Source organism: Neisseria sp. P0008.S004 (assembly GCF_051962755.1).
GTDB lineage: Bacteria > Pseudomonadota > Gammaproteobacteria > Burkholderiales > Neisseriaceae > Neisseria > Neisseria subflava_A.
Genome location: NZ_JBQCUZ010000007.1, coordinates 98,341 through 118,786 on the forward strand (window position 1 = coordinate 98,341; position 20,446 = coordinate 118,786).

Consider the following 20,446-nt stretch of genomic DNA (forward strand, 5'->3'; position numbering starts at 1 on the left):
GTCTGAAAACCGCCCCAGCGCAAAACATCATGGTTTCTGTTAAAATAACGCCTTTCACATCTTTCGTCTGCACACATGCCACCCCGCCATCCTTACCGCCGCCTGCGCCCAGCCAAATCCCATCTGCCCGAAGTCGGTATTTCTGAAGAAGGCAATATCCGTTCCCTGCACTTGGGCAGCGACACCATTCAAAGCTCCATGAATGTCGATCATCCGTCCGAGCTTGTGTTGTCGTACAGCCGCGCCATGATGGGTTGGCTGCTGTTTGCAGAAACCCCGCCCAAACACATCACCCAAATTGGCTTGGGCGGCGGCTCGTTTGCCCGTTGGATAGACAGCTACCTGCCCGATACCAAGCAAACCGCCATTGACATCAATCCGCAAGTCATCGCCGTAGCGCGCAGCCTGTTTGAATTGCCGCACGAAGGCGAACATTTTGAAATTATCGAGGCGGATGGCGCGGAATATATTAAAGTGTTCCGCCACAATACCGATGTAATTTTGGTAGATGGTTTTGACGGCGAACAGATTATCGATGCTTTGGTGGAAGAACCCTTCTTCCAAGACTGCCGCAACGCCCTCTCCCCCGACGGTGTATTTGTGACCAACTGGTGGAGCGGCGATCAGCGTTACCAACGCTTTGTCGAACGCCTGCTCAACGTCTTTGACGGCCGCGTACTCGAGCTGCCTGCAGAAAGCCACGGCAACGTAGCGGTCATGGCATTCCAAAGCAGCCCTAAAGAACAAAATCTCGACAACTTAAAAAAACGCGCCGAAAAATTAAGCGAAAAATACGGCTTGGACTTCAAACGGATGCTTGCTGATTTGAAAGCCAATAATCAAAACAACGGCAAGAATTTTTATCTGTAAACCGCTTCAGACCGTCTGAAAAAACAAACAAGGACACACCCATGCTCAAACCCGATATCATTCAAATTCCCGGCCCGGCCGGTTTGCTGGAAACCATCTACCTGCCAAGCGCACAAGACTCCGCCCGCGGCGTTGCCGTCATCAACCACCCCAATCCCCTGCAAGGCGGCACCAACACCAACAAAGTCATCCAAACCGCTGCCAAAGCCCTCAGCCAACTCGGCTTCCATTGCTACCTGCCCAATTTGCGCGGCGTAGGCAATAGTGAAGGCGAACACGACTACGGCCGCGGCGAAACGCAAGACTGCATTGCCGTTATCGACTACGCCCGCGTGCAACATCCTGACGCGCCGCAATTCGTCCTGGCAGGTTTCTCATTCGGCGGCTACGTTTCCACCTTTGCCGCACAAGCACGCACGCCTGATTTGCTGTTGCTGATGGGCGCCGCCGTCCATCACTACACCGACCGCCCGGAACCATCCGATGTTCCTGATGTCGCCAAAACATTGATGATCCATGGCGCGGAAGACGAAGTCGTCGAAATCAACAAAGCCCTGACATGGGCAGAACCACAAGGCCTGCCGGTTGTAACCATTGCCGGTTCGTCCCACTTCTTCCACGGCAAACTCATCGTTTTACGCGATACGATCACACGGTTTGCACCGGCTTTATTAGGCTAAAATCCGGCTACACAATAAAACAAGGCCGTCTGAAAGCTTTTTCAGACGGCCTTGTTTGTATGAAACCTTTATTATCTAAATATCAGGCTCAAGTATTCAGAAATCCATCAAGGATTTTCTACTTAACATATCAATTCTGAGTCAACCAATACTGCAAACCAATCAAAGTCTTACCATCTTTGATTTCATCGTTTACCAATGCATTGCGCACCTCGTCCTTGCTCATCAGGACGGTTTCAGTAATTTCATCTTCATCATTGCTCAATTCGCTACCCAAACGCACGCCTTGCGCTTGGTAGAGATACATTTTCTCATCACAAAAACCAACTGCAGTATAAAAGGAGTACAACAGTTTGACACTGTCGGCGACATATGGCGTTTCTTCTGCCAACTCACGCAAAGCGCATTCGGCAGGATCTTCGTCCGCCACATCCAATTTACCCGCCGGCAATTCCAACGTCGCCTGATCGGCGGCATAACGCCATTGGCGCACCAAAACAACTTTGCCGTCTTCCGTTTCCGCCAACACACACGCAGCACCCGGATGGCGGATCACAACTCGTTGGCTTTCATTGCCGTTGGGTAGGCGAACCCGATCGCGGCTGATGGTAACAAAAGAACCTTCGTAGATTGGCTCGCTGCTTAATTTAGTTTCTTTCAAATCCATTTTTTACCTCATTTCCAAATTATTAAATATTAAAGGCCGTCTGAAATCCTTTTTCAGACGGCATAGATAAGCCCTATTCCCGAGTACGTTCAATCTCAATACCGACCTGCGCCACATCGAGCAAGATACCCGGTTTCACAATACGGACGCGCACTTTGGCCGCACCAAAATCATTTAAAATCAATTGGGCGATATGTTCCGCCAAAGTTTCCAGCAGTAAAAAATCCTGTTCGGCAAGGCTGCGGCGTACAACTTCGCATACTTCACCATAATGGATGGTGTCTCCGATATCGTCGCTCGTGCCGGTACGCTCGGGGACACTGATTTCCAAATCCAAAATCAAAGTCTGTTTACGCTCGCGTTCCCAATCATATACGCCGATTAAAGTATCGGCCTTCATGCCGTACAAAAAGATTTTATCCATTTGCCTGTCCGTTTTTTTGATAGAATAACCATTCCCATTTTAAGTAAAGCACCCAAAATGTTCAATGTACTCGCCATTATTGCCGCCTATCTTATCGGCTCCCTGTCTTTTGCCGTCATCGTATCAAAATATTACGGCATGGACGATCCGCGCACTTACGGCTCCGGCAACCCCGGCGCCACCAACGTCTTGCGCAGCGGTAAGAAAAAAGCGGCCGCACTGACCCTGCTCGGCGATGCAGTAAAAGGCTTGGTTGCCGTCATCTTGGCACGCTGTCTGCAAGATGCTTTAAATTTGTCTGATGCAACGATAGCCCTGGTCGCCATCGCCGCATTGGTCGGTCATATGTGGCCAATATTTTTCAATTTTAAAGGCGGCAAAGGCGTGGCCACCGCATTAGGTGTCTTACTCGCCCTCTCCCCCGCAACCGCCCTGCTCTGCACCTTGATTTGGCTGGTCATGGCATTCGGTTTCAAAGTATCCTCCCTCGCCGCACTGGTCGCCACCGTCTGTGCCCCAATCTTCGCCTTCTTCATGATGCCACACGCCTCTTGGGCATGGGCAACCGTATTCATTGCAGCATTGGTGTTGTACCGCCATAAAAGCAATATTCAAAACCTGATTCAAGGCAAAGAAAGCAAAATCGGAGATAAAGCCGGAAAATCTTAAAAACGTAGATACAATCAATAAAAGGCCGTCTGAAAGTATATTTTTCAGACGGCCTTTTATAGCTTCACTTGCTTTATTCACGCGTAATCAGTCAATCTTAATATATTCCACTGAGAGAATCTCTATAATCTCGCGTCCTTCCGGTGTATCCAAGACAACTTCATTCCCTTCGCGTGCTTTAATCAGGCTGCGTGCCAAAGGGGAAATCCATGAGATTTTGTTTTTAGCGGTATCAATTTCATCTACGCCGACAATTTTGACGGTTTGTTCACGACCATCTCCGCGCAATAAGCCAACGGTGGCGCTGAAAAAAATCTGGTCCGTGGCTTCACGCGCTTCAGGGTCGACAACGACAGCAGCTTCCAAGCGTTTAGTTAGGAAGCGGATACGGCGGTCGATTTCGCGCATACGGCGTTTGCCGTAAAGATAATCGCCATTTTCGCTGCGGTCGCCATTGCTTGCTGCCCAGTTAACGATTTGGACGATTTCCGGGCGCTCTTTGTTGACCAGATGATAAAGTTCGTCTTTCAGTGCCTGCCAACCGGTAGGTGTGATGTAATTTTTGGTTTCGGTACTCATGATGTGTCTATAACATAATTAAAGGCCGTCTGAACATTAATTTTCAGACGGCCTTTATTGTAAGTCAATTTACTTTATTCATCATCATCGCTATCGCTGATACTGATGCTGTGTTCCATTTTGCTTGGATGAACTTTCAAGCCGCCACAACCTGATTTTTCGGTAGAGAGACGGTTCAGATATGCTTCATCGATATCGCCGGTTTGATAAACACCGTTAAAGCATGAAGAATCAAAGGATTCGATTTTTGGATTGAGTGCTTTGACTACTGCTTCCAAATCTTCTAAGTTTTGGAAGACGATGCCGTCTGCGCCAATCTCGGTTGCGATTTCTGCTGCGCTGCGGCCGTTTGCAATCAGTTCTTCACGGGTCGGCATATCGATACCGTACACATTCGGATAGCGTACTTCAGGAGCGGCAGAAGCAATGTAGACTTTGCGTGCACCTGCCGCGCGTACCATTTCGACGATTTCACGGCTGGTCGTACCGCGTACAATGGAATCATCCACCAATAAAACGCTTTTGCCGTTAAACTCGGTTTCCATCGGGCTGAGTTTTTGGCGTACTGATTTTTTGCGTGTTGCTTGGCCAGGCATAATAAAGGTGCGGCCAATGTAGCGGTTTTTAATCAGACCTTCGCGGTAAGGTTTTTCGAGATGAACGGCAAGCTCCATCGCGCTGGGTCGGCTGGTATCGGGAATCGGCATCACGACATCGATATCATCGACAGGCAGCTCGCGTTTGATTTTTTCTGCCAAAGATACACCCATATCCATACGGGACTGATAAACGGAAACGCCATCGATGACGGAGTCCGGTCGGGCAAAATAAACATATTCAAAAAGACAAGGGCTTAATTTGGCTTTATCGCTGCATTGACGGGAAATAATCGTGCCGTCAAAACCAATAAATACAGCTTCGCCCGGCTGGATATCGCGTTCCAAATCATAGGCAAGCGCATTGAAAGCAACGGATTCGGAGGCAACAGCATAAGATTTTTTGCCGGATTCGTCAATTTGCGAACCCAAAACCAACGGACGGATACCGAAAGGATCCCGGAAAGCCAGCATGCCGTATCCTGCAATCATGGCTACTACGCCGTATGCGCCGCGCACCAAGCGGTGTACTTCGGAAACGGCGTTGAAAATATTGTCGATGGTAAGTTGATAAGGGGCTGTATTTTTAGAGACTTCGCGGCGTAATTCGTGTGCGAATACATTGAGTAGGACTTCAGAATCGGAGCTGGTATTAACGTGGCGCAGGTGTTTGTTGCATACGTTTTCATAGAGCTCTTCGGTATTAGTCAGATTACCATTGTGTGCCAAAACAATGCCGAATGGGGAGCTGACATAAAACGGCTGAGCCTCTGCGCTGCTGCCCGCATTGCCTGCAGTCGGATAGCGGACATGTGCAATGCCTGCATTACCGACCAAGTCGCGCATATTGCGGGTACGGAACACTTCGCGCACCATGCCTTTGCCCTTGTGCATATGAAATATATTGCCTTCGGCAGTAACAATACCTGCTGCGTCCTGACCACGGTGTTGCAACATCTGCAAACCATCATACAACATCTGATTGACCGGCTCATGACTGACCAAACCTAATACACCACACATATCGTGCTTCTCCGAGTTTGAAGATTAAATGGGTAAGCTGTCATTATAAAATAATTTAGATGAGTTTGCTCGAATTGTTGACAATATGATGTCAAATTTACGCAAATAAAAACGGATTCAGACGACCCATAGGCCGTCTGAATCCGTCAAATTCAATCATCCAATTCTTCAACTTCAGCTGCTTTACCCGAAAGATGCGGCATTGCGGTATCTTTCCCTGGCAGATAAGGCATCGCAGCATCAGCAAGTGATTCAAAATACGGAATTGTGTGCGAACTTTGCCACTCTTCCGTTTTCGGCAAATCAGTGTGTGAAAAAACCATCACTGCCAGTGTCACCAAAATCACACCTTTCACTGCACCGAATACGCCGCCAAGCAAACGGTTGATGCTTCCCAAACCAACGGCAGACATCAAACTGCTCAACAGCGATCGTGCCAGTTTCTGCAACAGCCATGCCAGAAAAAACACAGCGGCAAAACCCATGGCAACCGCCAAAGAATGCGACTCAACCGATTTAAAGACCACATCGGCAAACGGAACGGCAAGCGTTCTGGCTGCAATAAACGATACCACCCACGCCACCATCGCCCCTGCTTCAGCAATAATACCCCGTGTCAACGAGATAATGATGCAGATGACGATGACGGTGGTCGCCAACAAATCGGCAACAGGCAAATTACTCACTGGTCACCTGACCTGCAATGCCATGTACACGCAATTTGTTCAAATCGCGCTCTGCATCGCGTGCATTTTTATAACTGGCTGATTTCACGCGATACACCTTACCTTTATCGGTCATCACTTCAGTAATGGTCGAGTCGATACCTGCGGCTTTCATTTTACGTTGCAGGCTTTGCGCACGTTCTTTTTCAGCATAACCAGCCTGAATGGCAGCTTTTTTCGCAGGCTTGGCTTCTGCTGTTTCTTTTTCAGCTTTAGGCTTGGCTTTTTCAGACGGCTTCTCGGCAGTTTTTACCTTATCGGCTTTTTCTGCTTTGGCCGTTTCCGGTTTAGCCTTTTCATTTTTTGGTTTTTCAACTTTGGCTTCTGCTTTCTTAGCAGGCTCGGCCTTGTCTTTTACGCTGTCTTTGCTGTTTTTGGCAGATTTACGCTCAGCAATGGCTTTCTCTGCTTTTTCCAATTGTGCCAATTTATTGCGTTCGGCAGCCGCTTCACGCTCTGCTTTTTCAGCACGCGCTTGAAGTGCACGTTTTTTAGCAGCCAATGCGTTTTCTTTTTCATCCGCTTCCTGTTGGGCTTGTGCCTTGCGTGCCGCAGCACGTTGTTCTGCCTGGCGTTGGCGGCGTTCTTCGGCTCGGCGCTCCGCAGCTTCGCGTTTGGCGGCCTCAGCTCGTTGAATACGCTCAGACTCTTCCAAACCTTTAATATTGCCGTCATCCAAAGTATCATTAATCAAAACCAACGGCTCGCCGACATCTTCGGGAGCAGACTCACGGCTTGGCTTCAATACTTCAACCGGCGCATTGTCTTCTTCGTCGCCTGCATTTTGCGGTTTATTTGGCGCTTCGGCATCCGCGTGGCGGGCAGCCTCCTCGGCAGCAGCAACATCCTCTTTATTCGGCTCCAAAACAACAGCCTTGCTCGGCTCGTCAGCCTTTTTGACTTGGCTCTGACCGACAGGCGCTTCTTTAAACGGTGAATTTTTATCGTCGCCGGAAGTCAGTGCCAGACCGAACAGCATACCCGATGCCACCACCAAGCCGGAGGCCAAGACCAAGCGACGGCGGTTGCGACGTTTGAGTTGTTCGTAACCGTCTAAATCGTATCCGTTTGGAGTTTCTTTTTGTTTATTGTCGGACATGATAATTTCCTCGTTAGTGTTCTTTCAAAACAGCCATTACATCGGCAACAGTATGGAATGAGCCGAAAACAACGATTCTATCATTTTCGGTTGCTTTAGCCAAAGCAGTGCGATAGGCAGCAGCGACAGTTTCAAAAACATTTACATTATCGATGCCGTGTTCAGCCAATTTGGCCTGCAAAGCCTCTACCGTCATGCCGCGCGGCACATCTAAAGGCGCGATATTCCACTCGTCAAACTGGTCTTTAACGATTTCCAGCACGCCATCAATATCTTTGTCGGACAACATACTGAATACGGCGGTACGTTTTTGGGCAAAGGCAAGGTTAATCAGGCTGCGGCGCAAAGCACGGGCTGCGTGCGGATTGTGGCCGACATCCAAGACCACCAGCGGACGGCCGGGCAAAACTTGGAAACGTCCAGGATTCTCAACCAACAACAAACCACGTTTAATCGCGCCGATATCAACCGGCAATTGTTCGTTCAAACATTCCAACACAGTCAATGCACACGCGGCATTGGACAACTGATAGGCACCGCGCAAAGCAGGAAACGGCAAGGAATTGCGGTTACGGCTTTGGCCGTCTGAAGATTGCGGATGGAAGCGGTAGTTCCACTGTACGCTTTCCATTGACGTAAAATCAAAATCTCGCTGAACCATCAACAGTTTTGCGCCAATTTCTTCTGCGTGTTTGACCAATGATTCAGGTGCAGGATTCTGACCACACACGGCAGGTTTGCCGCTACGGAACACTCCGGCTTTTTCAAAACCGACCTGCTCAACGGTATCGCCCAAAAATGCCTGATGATCCAAATCCACGCTGGTAACGACCGAACAGTCGCCATCGAATACATTCACGGCATCCAATCGTCCGCCCAAACCAACTTCCAAAATCATTACGTCCACATTTTCACGCATGAAAATATCGACGGCAGCCAAAGCATTAAACTCAAAATACGTCAGCGAAATTTCGCCTCGCGCCGCTTCGATGCGCTCAAATGAGGAAACAATCAGTTCATCTGAAACCGGCTGAGTGTTGATGGCGATTCGTTCGTTGTAACGCAGAAGGTGCGGACTGGTCAGCGTACCGACTTTAAAACCGGCTTCTTTATAAATATGCGACAAATAGGCGCATACGGAACCCTTGCCATTGGTACCCGCCACCACGACGACAGGACATTGTGGCACCAAATTCATGCGTTTTTTCACTTCTCCCACGCGTTCCAAACCCATATCGATAAGGCCGGAACTATGGGCAGTCTCCAAATGAGAAAGCCAGTCTTGTAATGTTTTCATTGTATTTATCGCTTCAAAAGGCCGTCTGAAACAGCCGTTTAATCCATATCTGCCGCAAGTTCTGCTTTGTCTTCTTTTTCCCGGCACCAGCGCGCCCATACTTTCAGACGACGGTAGGCATCACGGTCGGCCATATCGGGCAAGATGCAGTGTTTAACCATTTTTCCGTCAACATTCCATTGCAAAAACAAAGCATAAACCGTCAACATACTGCTGTCTTGCAAAACCGCGCTTCTTCCCTCTTCCTCGTCATTCAAGTAAACCGTCGCACGGTATTGGCGGTCGATGATGATTTTTCTGACCGCATTTTGAGTCTGAAAATTAACGCTGCGCCAAGCATAGGCAAAACTGCCGGCCAATGCCGCCAAACCCAGCCACATCATCCAACCGTAAAACTCGGCAAGGCATAAGGCAACCGCCGAAAGGTGTAAGAAGACAATCAGAATTTTCAAAGAACGCGAGGGCTTTAAGGCCGTCTGAAAACTGCGCACGGCTTTACATCATATTGTCGAAAACAGGCGTAATGTTCAATTCCGCCTCTTCCATATCCAAAACCATATCGTGGATTTCGGTATCGAAAAATTCCCAAAAAGCCTTCAAACTCATGTCTTGCGGCCATTTGCTTTTATCGATGTCCCAGCCGGCCAACTCGGCTTCAAAAATCTGCTGGTAGCGTTCGTCAAAATAAGAAATGACGGATTCGGGTTCGTCAAATTGCGGTACAAGGAATACAGAGCAGTTGGTGCGCAGTTGCTCGACGGTCAGGTCAGGCATATTTTCATCGGCGGATTTCAGCCATTCCAAAAAACGGGCGGTCGGCTTCAGCACAACAGCAGTACGGTCAACAAAATACATTATTTTCAACTTTCAAAATCATTCAAACCGATCATGCCGTCTGAAATTTCAGACGGCCCGAGTTTAATGTGTCATCACCTGTTGCAGGAATTGTTTGGCACGCTCATGTTTCGGATTGGTAAAAAATTCTTCCGGCGTTTCATCTTCCAGAATCTGGCCTTTATCGACAAAAATCACACGGTCGGCGACTTCGCGCGCAAAACCCATTTCATGGGTTACGCACATCATGGTCATGCCGCTTTCCGCCAAGTCTTTCATCACTTTTAATACTTCGCCGACCATTTCAGGGTCAAGCGCGGAAGTCGGCTCGTCAAACAACATCACGCGCGGCTCCATCGCCAAACCGCGTGCAATCGCCACACGCTGCTGCTGACCGCCGGAAAGCTGGTCGGGCAGCGCGTCTTTTTTATGCGCCAAGCCGACGCGTTCCAAAAGCTCCATCGCTTTCTTTTCCGCCTCTTCACGGCTTTGGTTTTTCACTTTCATCGGAGAAAGAATAATATTTTCCAAGACAGTCAAATGCGGATACAGATTGAACCCTTGGAACACAAAACCCACTTCTTCACGCACTTTGTTCAAATCGGTTTTCGGATCGGCAACATTGATGCCGTCCACCCAAATCTCGCCGCTTTCAATGCGCTCAAGTTGGTTTACCGTACGAATCAGCGTCGATTTGCCACTGCCCGAAGGACCGCATACAACGACCACTTCGCCTTGTTTGACTTCCAGATTCACGCCGTTGATAACGTGCAAGTCTTTAAAATGTTTGTGTACATTTTTGAATTTAATCATTATTTCTTTCCAAACTGCCAAAATTTTCGGGGCTTGAGTTGCGCTTGCCGCTGCCAAAGCAAAGGAATGGCCGTTTCAAGCCAAAAACGGCAACTAACTATACCGCCTGAGATTCCGCCTTGATTGTACCGATTGACTTTAAATTGCTCTTCCCTATCGAGACGATGCCCGGTCAATACCCAAACTGCGCCGATAATTGCTGCTTCAAAACGGTGCCACTCCGGCGGCATATCCTTACCGGAAAAATACTGTGCCAACTCGCGCCACAAATATGAATCACCCCGAACCCCCCATTGAATAGGAGGTTGCTTAAAAATTGCCATCACTGTTTCAGACGGCCTTTTGAACCAGATAATTGCTCAATTCCACATATTTCTCAGCGGCAATGTGTTCTGCCCTGTCCTGCGGATTGATACCGACTGCCTGCAAGTCATCATCGCTGGCAAGTTCCTTCAAATTATTGCGTATGGTTTTGCGGCGTTGATGGAAAGCCAGTTTCACCAGTTTGGCAAAATGTTCAAAATCTTCTGCTTTACCGATACGGTGTTTCACCGGAATCATGCGCACAACGGCCGAATCCACCTTCGGCGCAGGATCAAAGGACTCGGGCGGTACTTCAATCAACATTTCCATATCAAAGAAATATTGCAGCATTACGCCCAGACGGCCATAGTCGTTGGTTTTCGGCTGCGCCACCATACGTTCGACCACTTCTTTCTGCAGCATAAAGTGCATATCGATCACATCGTCTGCCACTTCGCTCAATCGGAACAAAAGTGGCGTGGAAATATTGTACGGCAGGTTGCCGACAATTTTTTTCTTGCCTTCAATGCTGTTGAAATCAAACTGCAATACATCGCCTTCGTGTATCACCAATTTATCTGCGAACGGTAAGGTTTTCAGACGGCGTACGATGTCGCGGTCGATTTCGCAAACATGCAGGCGATTGAGTTTTTTCGCCAAAGGCTCGGTAATGGCGGCCAAGCCCGGGCCGATTTCAATCACAATATCATCGGGCTGCGGTCTGACCGCGTTGACAATATCGCTAATAATCCGCGTATCCTGCAAAAAATTCTGCCCGAAGCGTTTCCGGGCCTTATGTTCTTTCATATCTTTCTTCAAGCAAGCTGTTTAAGGCAGTATTGTAACTGAAACAGGCGTTTTTGTCGGCACGCTTTCAGACGGCATTTGCCTAATTTTAAGCAAACGGCGGCGCTTCCAAACCCAAAGATTTCAGTAGTTGCGCGGTCTCATAAACCGGCAAACCCATCACGCCGGTAAAACTGCCCTGCAAATGCTCGACAAATACGCCGCCCAAGCCCTGAATCCCATACGCACCGGCTTTATCCATCGGCTCGCCGCTGGCAACATAGGCTGCAATCTCCTCAGCCGTCAACGTTTTAAAGCGCACTTCGCTCGTCTGCACCACATCATGGCATACGCCTTGCCAATAAACGCACACAGCCGTCAACACTTGATGCGTCCGTCCGGATAAACGTTCCAGCATATCGACCGCATCCGCCTCGGATTCCGGTTTACCTAAAATAACCGCACCATCCGCCACCGTCGTATCCGCCGTCAATACAGCAAACTCAGGTTCTTGATTATGAGCAGCAAACCATTGCGCCACCGCCGCCTGATTTTTCTCACAGGCCATACGGCGCACATACTCTACTGCAGCTTCGCCTTCTTTAGGGGTCTCATCAATATCCGCAGGAAGGCGACGTACCGTGAAACCCAAATTCTCCAAAATCTCACGACGACGCGGACTGCCCGAAGCCAGATAAATTGCGTTCATTGTATTGGTTTTCCTTATTTTGAAATTTTATGCTGTCCGGACAGGCGGACATAATGCGCAGAGGAATACGTCAAAAATGCCTTTTCCTCATCTGTCAGCGGACGCACTTGTTTCACAGGCGAGCCGACGTATAAAAAACCACTTTCCAAACGCTTGCGCGGAGGCACCAAACTGCCCGCGCCTATCATCACATCATCTTCGACAACCGTATCGTCCAAGATAATCGAACCCATGCCCACCAACACACGATTCCCAATTCGGCAGCCATGCAGCATGACCTTATGCCCAATCGTCACATCATCGCCGATAATCAAAGGTGAACCGTCAGGCTTCGCTGCATTCTTATGCGACACATGCAAAACGCTACCGTCCTGCACATTGCTGCGCTTGCCGATAGAAATACTGTTCACATCGCCGCGCAATACGGCATAAGGCCAAATTGATACATCTTCCGCCAGCGACACTTCGCCAATCACTACCGAAGTCTCATCTACAAAACAAGACTCATTAACCGACGGCACATAATCCAAAAACGCACGAATAGGGTTTGCCATTTCCAATAATCCTTTTCTCAAAACCAAAACTGATCAGACCGTCTGAAAACACGGCGTAAAACGATTTTATACTACAACAATACGAAATCAAGCCAGAAAATCATCAAAAGGCCGTCTGAAACAGTTTTCAGACGGCCTTTCATCATAACCCCTTTATCTTGGCTTACGACTATTTATCATTAGCGCCCCAACTATATCTTATGGAATAATCGTCTTCATTTGATTCTTGGAGAAGCCGATGGATACACGTTCGGGAAATTATGCAGCGCCCCTATTGGTCGTCGGCTGCGTCGTCTTCGGCTTGGGCAGTTTGATTGTCAAATTTGTCGATGTCGGCTCTTACGCCATCGCATTCTGGCGCTTGCTGATCGCCGCCCCTATATTCTTCCTGCTCGGGCGTTTTTTCAGACAAAAAATGCCCACAAAAAGAAAAACAGTTGGCTACGCAATCTTATCCGGCGTTTTCCTCGCATTCGACCTCGCCCTTTGGCACGAAAGCATTCATGCCGTAGGCCCCGGCATTTCCACCTTGCTCAACAGCCTGCAGATTTTCTTTTTAGCCGCCATCGGCTTCTTCTTTTATTCAGAACGTTTAAGCACCCTGCAAATTTTAAGTTTGATATTGGCCACCATAGGCGTAGCCTTAATCGGCAGCCCAGAGTTCGGTCATAACGACAACGCCGCATGGGGATTTGTCAGCGGCGTAGTATCCGGCGCCATGCTGGCCCTGTCTATGGTCTTCGTACGCAAAACCCATGAGCAGGAAAAAGTAGGTTTGTTTCCGCTGATGATGATTTTAAGCTTCGGTGGCGCAATGGCGCTGGTCATCCCATCGCTGCTATTCGATGCCACCCATCTTTACCCCAAAACTTTAAACGATGCGATTCTAGTCTCCATCTACGGCATCGTTATGCAATGCTTTGCTTGGGCATTGATTGCTTACGCCATCCCGCTTTTATCCTTGTCACTGACCGGCCTACTACTGCTCTCCGAACCAGTCGCCGCCATGTTGATCGATTATTTCTGGTTGGATAAACCGATTAATATCGTCCAATGGGGTGGCGCCACTTTGACTTTATTGGCAATTTATTTAGGTTCGTTAAAAGACAAAAAATAGATACAAAAAAGGCCGTCTGAAAAATTTCAGACGGCCTTTTAGTCTGTTTATTGCTTATTGGATACTGGTACCGATACGGCTGAGTTCGCCCAAATTCATCCAAACAAAGAAGGCTTTACCGACAATCAACTTGTCATCGACAAATCCCCAGTAACGAGAATCGGCGCTGTTGTCGCGGTTGTCACCCATCGCGAAATAACGGCCTTCTGGGACTTTACAGATAAAGCCATTGCCGTCTTCTGCGTATTCGCAATTTTCCAAACCACTTTTTTCAAGCGAGTAATTGCTTTCAGGCATCACTTCGGAGGTGTATTTGTTCAATACGGCAATAGATACGGAAGGCTGACCGGCCTCCTTGACCACGTCAAAATTTTTGCCGTTCAAGGCCGTCTGAAAACGCTCAAGCGTATGAATCATAGACGGATCGGTATCATCTGCGTATTGATAGTTGCCGTTTGGTTTTTCAGAAATAATTTCACCGTTAACAGTCAAAACCTTATCACGGTATTCCACAACGTCGCCCGGAATACCGACGATACGTTTGATGTAATTCATCTCAGGCTGAAGCGGATAATTGAACACCACGACATCACCTCGGGCAATATTGCCGACAGGGATAATGACCTTATTCAAAATCGGCAGGCGGATACCGTAAGAGAATTTGTTCACCAAGATAAAATCGCCTTTGACCAAGCCAGGACGCATGGAGCTGGACGGAATTTGGAACGGCTCGGCAATAAAGCTGCGCAACACAAAGATAACCAAGATAATGGGGAAAAATCCACCCATGTAGTCGGTAAAATGCGCATTGTCTTCGCCGGTTTCGCTTTTTTTCAGACGGCCTTTATGGATTGCCCAAACCATGCCGGTGAACACGACAAACACCAGCAATACGGCGGTAAAGCTCATAAATTCAGACAAAATGCCGAATACGCCGACCATGCACAAGAGGTAACTCCATTGCAGGCCGGAGCTCCATTCGCCGTTTTCCTGACGCTCTTTGCTGCTTTTGAAGTTGAGGACCAAGCCGGCCAACAGTACAACGATTGCGCCTAAAGTCAGATTTATACTCATTATTTATCACTCACTTGCAGAATCGCCAAGAATGCGCTTTGCGGGATTTCCACGTTGCCCACTTGTTTCATGCGGCGCTTACCTGCTTTTTGTTTTTCGAGAAGTTTTTTCTTACGCGTAATATCGCCGCCGTAACATTTCGCCAAAACGTTTTTACGTAGGGCCTTGACGTTTTCGCGGGCGATAATCTGGCTGCCGATGGCGGCCTGTACGGCGATGTCGAACATCTGGCGCGGAATCAGCTCGCGCATTTTTGACGCCAACTCACGACCACGGTGAACCGCGCTTTGACGGTGCACAATCAGGCTCAGGGCATCGACTTTTTCGCCATTGACCATGATGTCGAGCTTAATCAAATCAGACGGCTGGAACTCTTTGAAATGGTAGTCCAACGAAGCATAGCCGCGCGAAGTCGATTTAAGCTTGTCGAAGAAGTCCATTACGACTTCGTTCATCGGCAAATCGTAAGTCAACATGACTTGACGGCCCATGTACTGCATATTGACCTGCACGCCGCGCTTTTGGTTACACAAAGTCATGACGTTGCCGACATACTCCTGCGGCACAAGAATGGTCGCGGTAATAATCGGCTCGAGAATGGTTTCGATGCTGCCGATGTCGGGCAGTTTAGATGGGTTTTCGACTTCGATTTTTTCGCCGCTCTTCAAAACGACTTCGTAAACCACCGTCGGCGCAGTGGTAATCAAGTCCATGTCGAACTCGCGTTCCAAACGTTCCTGTACGATTTCCAAGTGTAGCAGGCCTAAGAAGCCGCAACGGAAGCCGAAGCCCAATGCCTGAGAAACTTCAGGTTCGAATTTCAGTGAAGCATCGTTCAGTTGCAATTTTTCCAAAGCGTCGCGCAAGGCTTCGTAGTCGTGGCTTTCCACAGGATAGAGACCGGCAAATACTTGGCTTTGTACTTCTTGGAAGCCGGGCAACGGCTCAGAGGCAGGGTTGGCAACCAAAGTCACCGTATCGCCGACTTTCGCCTGTCCCAATTCTTTTACGCCGGTAATCAGAAAACCCACTTCGCCGGCTTTGAGTTCTTGTTTTTGAACCGATTTCGGTGTGAATACGCCCAACTGCTCGACCTGAGTTTCCGCCTTGGTGCTCATAAAGCGTACTTTGTCTTTCAGCTTGATGGTGCCGTTTTTCACACGAATCAGCATGACCACGCCAACGTAGTTGTCAAACCATGAATCAACAATAACCGCTTGCAACGGCGCATTTTCATCACCGGTCGGCGCAGGGATTTTGGCAACGATTTCTTCCAAAACATCTTCCACACCAATGCCGCTTTTGGCAGAACACTGTACCGCGCCAACGGCATCAATGCCGATGATGTCTTCGATTTCCTGTTCCACGCGCTCGGGGTCGGCGGCAGGCAGGTCGATTTTGTTCAAAACAGGCACGACTTCCACGCCCAAATCAATCGCGGTATAGCAGTTCGCCACGGTTTGCGCTTCCACGCCTTGTGACGCGTCAACGACCAAAAGCGCGCCTTCGCAGGCAGAGAGCGAACGGGATACTTCGTAAGAAAAGTCGACGTGTCCCGGCGTATCAATTAGGTTAAGCTGATACACCTGCCCGTCGCGTGCTTTATAGTTGAGCGCGGCGGTTTGCGCTTTGATGGTAATGCCGCGCTCTTTTTCGATGTCCATGGAGTCGAGCACCTGCGTACTCATTTCGCGCAAATCCAAACCGCCGCAGTATTGGATAAAACGGTCGGCAAGCGTCGATTTACCGTGGTCGATGTGGGCAATAATGGAGAAATTCCGTATGTTTTTCATATTGTTATTAAGATAAATGCAATTAAAGTCGGAAAGGCCGTCTGAAAAAACAGGGATTCGGTTTTCAGACGGCCTTAGAATAAGGTTGAATCGTTCCGTATTCTAACGGAAATTCAACGTTTCTGCATGATTTTATAGCGATTTGACAATCTCGGTCACCATCTTCGCCGAGCTGACAGCCGCCGTTTTCAAAAACTCTTCAAAGCTGATGTCCGCTTTCTCATCTGCCGAATCGGAGACGGCGCGAATAATTACAAACGGCACTTCCAACTGGTAACAAGTCTGCGCAATCGCCGCAGCTTCCATTTCCACTGCTTTTACTTCTGGGAAATGGCTGCGGATTTCCGCGACACCTTCGCTGCTGTGCACAAAACGGTCGCCACTGACAATCAGGCCTTGCGTGACAGCCGCTCCGTCAAACACTTGCGCCGCCTTTTCTGCTTGGCGAATCAAGTTTGAATCCGATGCAAACACGGCAGGAAGTTGCGGTACTTGTCCCCAAACATAACCAAAAGCCGTTACGTCAACATCATGATGCGCCACAGTTTCGCCGATGACCACATCACCGACCTTCAGGCCCTTGCCCAAACCGCCTGCACTGCCGGTATTGATGACGCAATCCGGTGCAAACTGATGAATGACCCAAGAAGTCGAAACCGCCGCATTGACTTTACCGATACCGCTCAAAACCAATACCATACGTTTTCCGGCCAATTCACCTTCATACGCCGAGAATTTACCGAAGGACACATGCTTGACATTGGTCATGCTTTCACGCAAAAGCTCGATTTCCTGTTCCATTGCGCCGACCACGGCAATTGTTTGTACTGACATCTCGTTACCTTTCCATTCACTAATCGGGCAACATTATAACAGCAGAATTTAAAATCACAGGGATACTGAAAAATCTGCTATATTCCCAGAACGACACCCAATTTAAAACAGATTGATGCTCCAGCTAGCAATCAGCAAATAATGATTGCATCTGTTATAATTACCATAGATAAAATAACTATATTTTAAATACCTAAATTCTTATGTTTAACGAAAATACTCCGGATGCAAAAGAAGAATTGTTCGCTTGGCTACGCCATATGAACAAATACAAAGGCTCCGACCTTTTCATTACCACCAATTTCCCACCGGCCATGAAAGTGGACGGCAAAATCATGCGACTGACTGATGAGCCGCTGAGTGCTGAAAAATGTATGGAAATCGCTTTTTCGATTATGTCTTCCAAACAAATCGAAGAATTTTCTTCCACCAACGAATGCAACTTCGCCATCAGCCTGCCCGATACCAGCCGCTTCCGTGTTAATGCAATGGTTCAACGCGGTGCAACTGCTTTGGTATTCCGTTCCATTACCAGCAATATCCCGAAATTTGAAACGCTCAATCTACCCCCTATTCTGAAAGACATTGCCCTCAGAAAACGCGGCCTGATTATTTTTGTCGGCGGTACAGGTTCGGGCAAGTCCACTTCCCTCGCCTCCCTTATCGACTATCGAAACGAAAACAGCTTCGACCACATTATTACCATCGAAGACCCGATTGAGTTTATCCACCAACACAAAAACTGCATCATCACCCAACGTGAAATCGGTGTAGATACAGAAAATTGGCCGATTGCATTGAAAAATACCCTGCGCCAAGCGCCGGATGTTATCCTGATTGGTGAAATCCGCGACCGCGAGACCATGGACTACGCCATTTCCTTCGCAGAAACCGGCCATTTGTGTATGGCAACACTGCACGCCAACAGTACCAACCAAGCGCTCGACCGCATCATCAACTTCTTCCCCGAAGAGCGCCGTACCCAGTTGCTGACCGACTTATCGCTCAACCTGCAAGCCTTTATTTCACAACGACTGATTCCCCGTGAAAGCGGACGGGGTCGTGTGGCGGCGGTCGAAGTTTTGCTCAATTCGCCAATTATTGCCGACTTGATTCAAAAAGGCGAAGTCCACAACATCAAAGAAATGATGAAAAAATCAACCGGCATGGGCATGATCACTTTTGACCAAGCCTTGTATGATTTGTATGAAAACGGCGATATCAGTTATCAAGACGCCATTAAAAATGCCGACTCCGCTCATGATTTGCGCTTAGACATTCAATTACGAAGCCGTCGTGCGCAAAATGCCGGTCCGGATTTAGAATTGATTTAACAGCTTCAAAGCATAAAAAAGGCCGTCTGAAACCTTACTACGAGTTTCAGACGGCCTTTATTCCATCAAATAATCAAGCCTGTTTCAGTTTTGCATCGGCATCACGCAATGCAGTGCGCAGACCTTCTTCGATAACCGGATGGTAGAACGGCATATCCAACATTTGCGGAATCGTCATCTTCATTTGATGCGCCCAAGCCATCAAGTGTGCCAAATGTTCGGCAGCAGGGCCGACAATTTCCGCACCAATGAAACGGCCGGTCGCTTTCTCAGCATACAAACGCATATGGCCTTTGTTTACCAACATAACGCGGCTGCGGCCTTGGTTTCGGAAGGAAACTTCACCGATGACAAACTCATCAGGCTGATATTTCTCCGCAACTTGCGCGTATTTCAAACCGATAGTGGCAATTTGCGGACTGGTAAATACCACGCCGATTACGCTACGGCGCAAACCGCCCTCAATATTCGGGAAAATAGCGGCATTGTGACCGGCAATTTTGCCTTGGTCAGAAGCTTCATGCAGCAGAGGCAGTTGGTTGGATGCATCGCCTGCGATAAAGATGTGCGGAATGCTGGTTTGCATGGTCAGCGGATCGGCAACAGGCACGCCACGTGCATCTTTTTCGATATTCAGGTTTTCCAAACCGATATTGTCCACGTTCGGACGGCGACCGGCGGCAGCCAAAGCATATTCGGCATGGAATATACCTTTTTCGCCATCTTGTTCCCAATGAACTTCAACATTGCCTTCTGCGTCCAATTTGACTTCGGTTTTGGCATCCAAATGCAAGGTCAACTCTTCACCAAAAACGGTTTTGGCTTCTTCAGCGACAACAGGGTCGGAAATACCGCCAATAGCGCCTGCTACGCCAAAAATTTCAACTTTTACGCCCAAACGGTGCAAAGCCTGACCCAACTCTAAGCCGATTACACCAGGACCGAATACGGCCACACTCTTAGGCAGGGTATCCCAAGAGAAAACATCATCGTTCACAATCAAGCGATCGCCCAAAACTTCCCACTGAGGGAAAATCACAGGGCGCGAACCGGTAGCAATCACAAAACTTTTTGCAGTGATTTGAGTGTGGTCATCGATTTGGACGGTGTGTTCGTCAACAAATTTTGCCGTACCCATAATACGCTTGTCGGCAGGCCACTCTTCTACATCACTGACTACAAAACCAACAAAACGGTCGCGTTCGGACTTCACGCGGTGCATGACTTCTTCGCCGTTTACCGTTACGCTGTCTTTATCCAAATGCACGCCAAACGGATCGGTATGCAGAGCATGATGGCGCGCTTCCGCAGCTGCAATCAGCAATTTGGACGGCATACAGCCGACACGCGCACAAGTTGTTCCGAATACATTGTTTTCAATCAGGTAAACATTATCTGTATGAAGTCGAGCATTGCGAAATGCGCCCATACCGGCTGTACCGCCACCCAGTACTACCACATCTGCTTGAATTTTTTTCATATTTTATCCTTACTGTCTATATCCAAACCGATATTGCCATCAGGTTATCCGTTTTCAGACGGCCTAAACTTCATAAACTATCAAAATTTAAAAATCAATAGCCAATATCTAAATATCGATTTAAAACAATAATCTCAAATTCTACTTGTAAATATAGAGTTATTCAGAACGCCGATTTGCAAACGT

23 protein-coding genes are annotated in these 20,446 nt (G+C 48.3%); 5 read left to right on the top strand and 18 right to left on the bottom strand.

Translation table 11 applies throughout. The features are described 5' to 3' along the window. Nucleotides 1-75: 75 nt before the first annotated feature. Both ACTHSW_RS08710 and ACTHSW_RS08715 read left to right on the top strand, forming a co-directional pair. Complete coding sequence (locus ACTHSW_RS08710) at nt 76-870, top strand: polyamine aminopropyltransferase (RefSeq protein WP_039862255.1); 795 nt, start codon at nt 76-78, stop codon at nt 868-870. 41 nt (nt 871-911) lie between these two features. Continuing rightward, a complete protein-coding gene (locus tag ACTHSW_RS08715; RefSeq protein WP_070584156.1) occupies nt 912-1,550 on the top strand; it encodes an alpha/beta hydrolase in 639 nt (212 codons plus the stop codon). Nucleotides 1,551-1,680: 130 nt separating this feature from the next. On the opposite strand, the gene ACTHSW_RS08720 is transcribed toward ACTHSW_RS08715, so the two are convergent. Further along, nucleotides 1,681-2,217 carry an NUDIX hydrolase gene (locus ACTHSW_RS08720; RefSeq protein ID WP_070459909.1) on the bottom strand — a complete coding sequence of 179 codons (537 nt, stop codon included), beginning with the start codon at nt 2,215-2,217 and terminating at the stop codon, nt 1,681-1,683. Between the two features lie 73 nt (nt 2,218-2,290). Then, nucleotides 2,291-2,641, bottom strand: coding sequence for a dihydroneopterin aldolase (gene folB / locus ACTHSW_RS08725; RefSeq protein ID WP_070459906.1), 351 nt, complete (start codon nt 2,639-2,641; stop codon nt 2,291-2,293). 57 nt (nt 2,642-2,698) lie between these two features. On the opposite strand from folB, the gene plsY reads away from it, so the two are divergent. Continuing rightward, nucleotides 2,699-3,310 carry a glycerol-3-phosphate 1-O-acyltransferase PlsY gene (gene plsY, locus ACTHSW_RS08730; RefSeq protein ID WP_070459903.1) on the top strand — a complete coding sequence of 204 codons (612 nt, stop codon included), beginning with the start codon at nt 2,699-2,701 and terminating at the stop codon, nt 3,308-3,310. Nucleotides 3,311-3,397: 87 nt separating this feature from the next. On the opposite strand, the gene greB is transcribed toward plsY, so the two are convergent. The 12 genes from greB to ACTHSW_RS08790 form a co-directional block, all read right to left on the bottom strand. After that, nucleotides 3,398-3,889, bottom strand: a complete 492-nt coding sequence (greB, locus tag ACTHSW_RS08735; RefSeq protein ID WP_070459900.1) for a transcription elongation factor GreB — start codon at nt 3,887-3,889, stop codon at nt 3,398-3,400. A 74-nt stretch (nt 3,890-3,963) separates the two neighbouring features. After that, entirely contained in the window at nt 3,964-5,508 is a 1,545-nt protein-coding gene (purF, locus tag ACTHSW_RS08740; RefSeq protein ID WP_070459897.1) for an amidophosphoribosyltransferase, read from the bottom strand. Between the two features lie 152 nt (nt 5,509-5,660). Beyond that, complete coding sequence (locus ACTHSW_RS08745) at nt 5,661-6,194, bottom strand: CvpA family protein (protein ID WP_070459894.1); 534 nt, start codon at nt 6,192-6,194, stop codon at nt 5,661-5,663. Further along, nucleotides 6,187-7,332: a cell division protein FtsN gene (ftsN, locus tag ACTHSW_RS08750; RefSeq protein WP_070459891.1), complete on the bottom strand. Its 1,146-nt coding sequence runs from the start codon at nt 7,330-7,332 to the stop codon at nt 6,187-6,189. The genes ACTHSW_RS08745 and ftsN overlap by 8 nt, the downstream gene beginning before the upstream one ends. Before the next feature lie 13 nt (nt 7,333-7,345). Beyond that, complete coding sequence (gene folC, locus ACTHSW_RS08755) at nt 7,346-8,629, bottom strand: bifunctional tetrahydrofolate synthase/dihydrofolate synthase (RefSeq protein ID WP_107811046.1); 1,284 nt, start codon at nt 8,627-8,629, stop codon at nt 7,346-7,348. A gap of 38 nt (nt 8,630-8,667) precedes the next feature. Continuing rightward, a complete protein-coding gene (locus ACTHSW_RS08760) occupies nt 8,668-9,120 on the bottom strand; it encodes a protein YgfX (RefSeq protein ID WP_070712540.1) in 453 nt (150 codons plus the stop codon). Between the two features lie 4 nt (nt 9,121-9,124). After that, the gene (locus ACTHSW_RS08765) at nt 9,125-9,484 is read right to left on the bottom strand and encodes a hypothetical protein (RefSeq protein ID WP_003747228.1); all 360 of its coding nucleotides are present in this window, start codon (nt 9,482-9,484) and stop codon (nt 9,125-9,127) included. Nucleotides 9,485-9,547: 63 nt separating this feature from the next. After that, on the bottom strand, nt 9,548-10,276 hold the full coding sequence (locus tag ACTHSW_RS08770) for an amino acid ABC transporter ATP-binding protein (protein WP_101755098.1): 729 nt from the start codon (nt 10,274-10,276) through the stop codon (nt 9,548-9,550). Further along, complete coding sequence (locus tag ACTHSW_RS08775; protein ID WP_101755097.1) at nt 10,276-10,599, bottom strand: hypothetical protein; 324 nt, start codon at nt 10,597-10,599, stop codon at nt 10,276-10,278. Before ACTHSW_RS08775 ends, ACTHSW_RS08770 begins: the two co-directional genes overlap by 1 nt. 7 nt (nt 10,600-10,606) lie before the next feature. Continuing rightward, the gene (gene rsmA / locus ACTHSW_RS08780) at nt 10,607-11,386 is read right to left on the bottom strand and encodes a 16S rRNA (adenine(1518)-N(6)/adenine(1519)-N(6))-dimethyltransferase RsmA (protein ID WP_107696928.1); all 780 of its coding nucleotides are present in this window, start codon (nt 11,384-11,386) and stop codon (nt 10,607-10,609) included. Between the two features lie 88 nt (nt 11,387-11,474). Beyond that, nucleotides 11,475-12,074: a Maf family protein gene (locus tag ACTHSW_RS08785; protein ID WP_107769307.1), complete on the bottom strand. Its 600-nt coding sequence runs from the start codon at nt 12,072-12,074 to the stop codon at nt 11,475-11,477. Nucleotides 12,075-12,088: 14 nt separating this feature from the next. Further along, nucleotides 12,089-12,628, bottom strand: coding sequence for a gamma carbonic anhydrase family protein (locus tag ACTHSW_RS08790; RefSeq protein WP_107769306.1), 540 nt, complete (start codon nt 12,626-12,628; stop codon nt 12,089-12,091). 238 nt (nt 12,629-12,866) lie between these two features. Between ACTHSW_RS08790 and ACTHSW_RS08795 the strand changes: the two genes are divergently transcribed. Next, a complete protein-coding gene (locus tag ACTHSW_RS08795; protein ID WP_107769305.1) occupies nt 12,867-13,745 on the top strand; it encodes a DMT family transporter in 879 nt (292 codons plus the stop codon). A gap of 54 nt (nt 13,746-13,799) precedes the next feature. On the opposite strand, the gene lepB is transcribed toward ACTHSW_RS08795, so the two are convergent. The 3 genes from lepB to ACTHSW_RS08810 all read right to left on the bottom strand — a co-directional run bounded on the left by lepB (nt 13,800) and on the right by ACTHSW_RS08810 (nt 17,446). Next, complete coding sequence (lepB, locus tag ACTHSW_RS08800) at nt 13,800-14,819, bottom strand: signal peptidase I (RefSeq protein WP_070459868.1); 1,020 nt, start codon at nt 14,817-14,819, stop codon at nt 13,800-13,802. Further along, the gene (gene lepA, locus ACTHSW_RS08805; protein ID WP_002226499.1) at nt 14,819-16,612 is read right to left on the bottom strand and encodes a translation elongation factor 4; all 1,794 of its coding nucleotides are present in this window, start codon (nt 16,610-16,612) and stop codon (nt 14,819-14,821) included. The genes lepB and lepA overlap by 1 nt, the downstream gene beginning before the upstream one ends. A 132-nt stretch (nt 16,613-16,744) precedes the next feature. Then, nucleotides 16,745-17,446, bottom strand: coding sequence for a 5'-methylthioadenosine/adenosylhomocysteine nucleosidase (locus tag ACTHSW_RS08810; protein ID WP_049328596.1), 702 nt, complete (start codon nt 17,444-17,446; stop codon nt 16,745-16,747). Nucleotides 17,447-17,649: 203 nt separating this feature from the next. Between ACTHSW_RS08810 and ACTHSW_RS08815 the strand changes: the two genes are divergently transcribed. Continuing rightward, nucleotides 17,650-18,780, top strand: coding sequence for a PilT/PilU family type 4a pilus ATPase (locus ACTHSW_RS08815; RefSeq protein WP_049328597.1), 1,131 nt, complete (start codon nt 17,650-17,652; stop codon nt 18,778-18,780). Nucleotides 18,781-18,853: 73 nt separating this feature from the next. Here the strand turns inward: ACTHSW_RS08815 and ACTHSW_RS08820 are convergent, their stop codons facing one another. Then, a complete protein-coding gene (locus ACTHSW_RS08820) occupies nt 18,854-20,260 on the bottom strand; it encodes a dihydrolipoyl dehydrogenase (RefSeq protein WP_070459864.1) in 1,407 nt (468 codons plus the stop codon). Between the last annotated feature and the right edge of the window lie 186 nt (nt 20,261-20,446).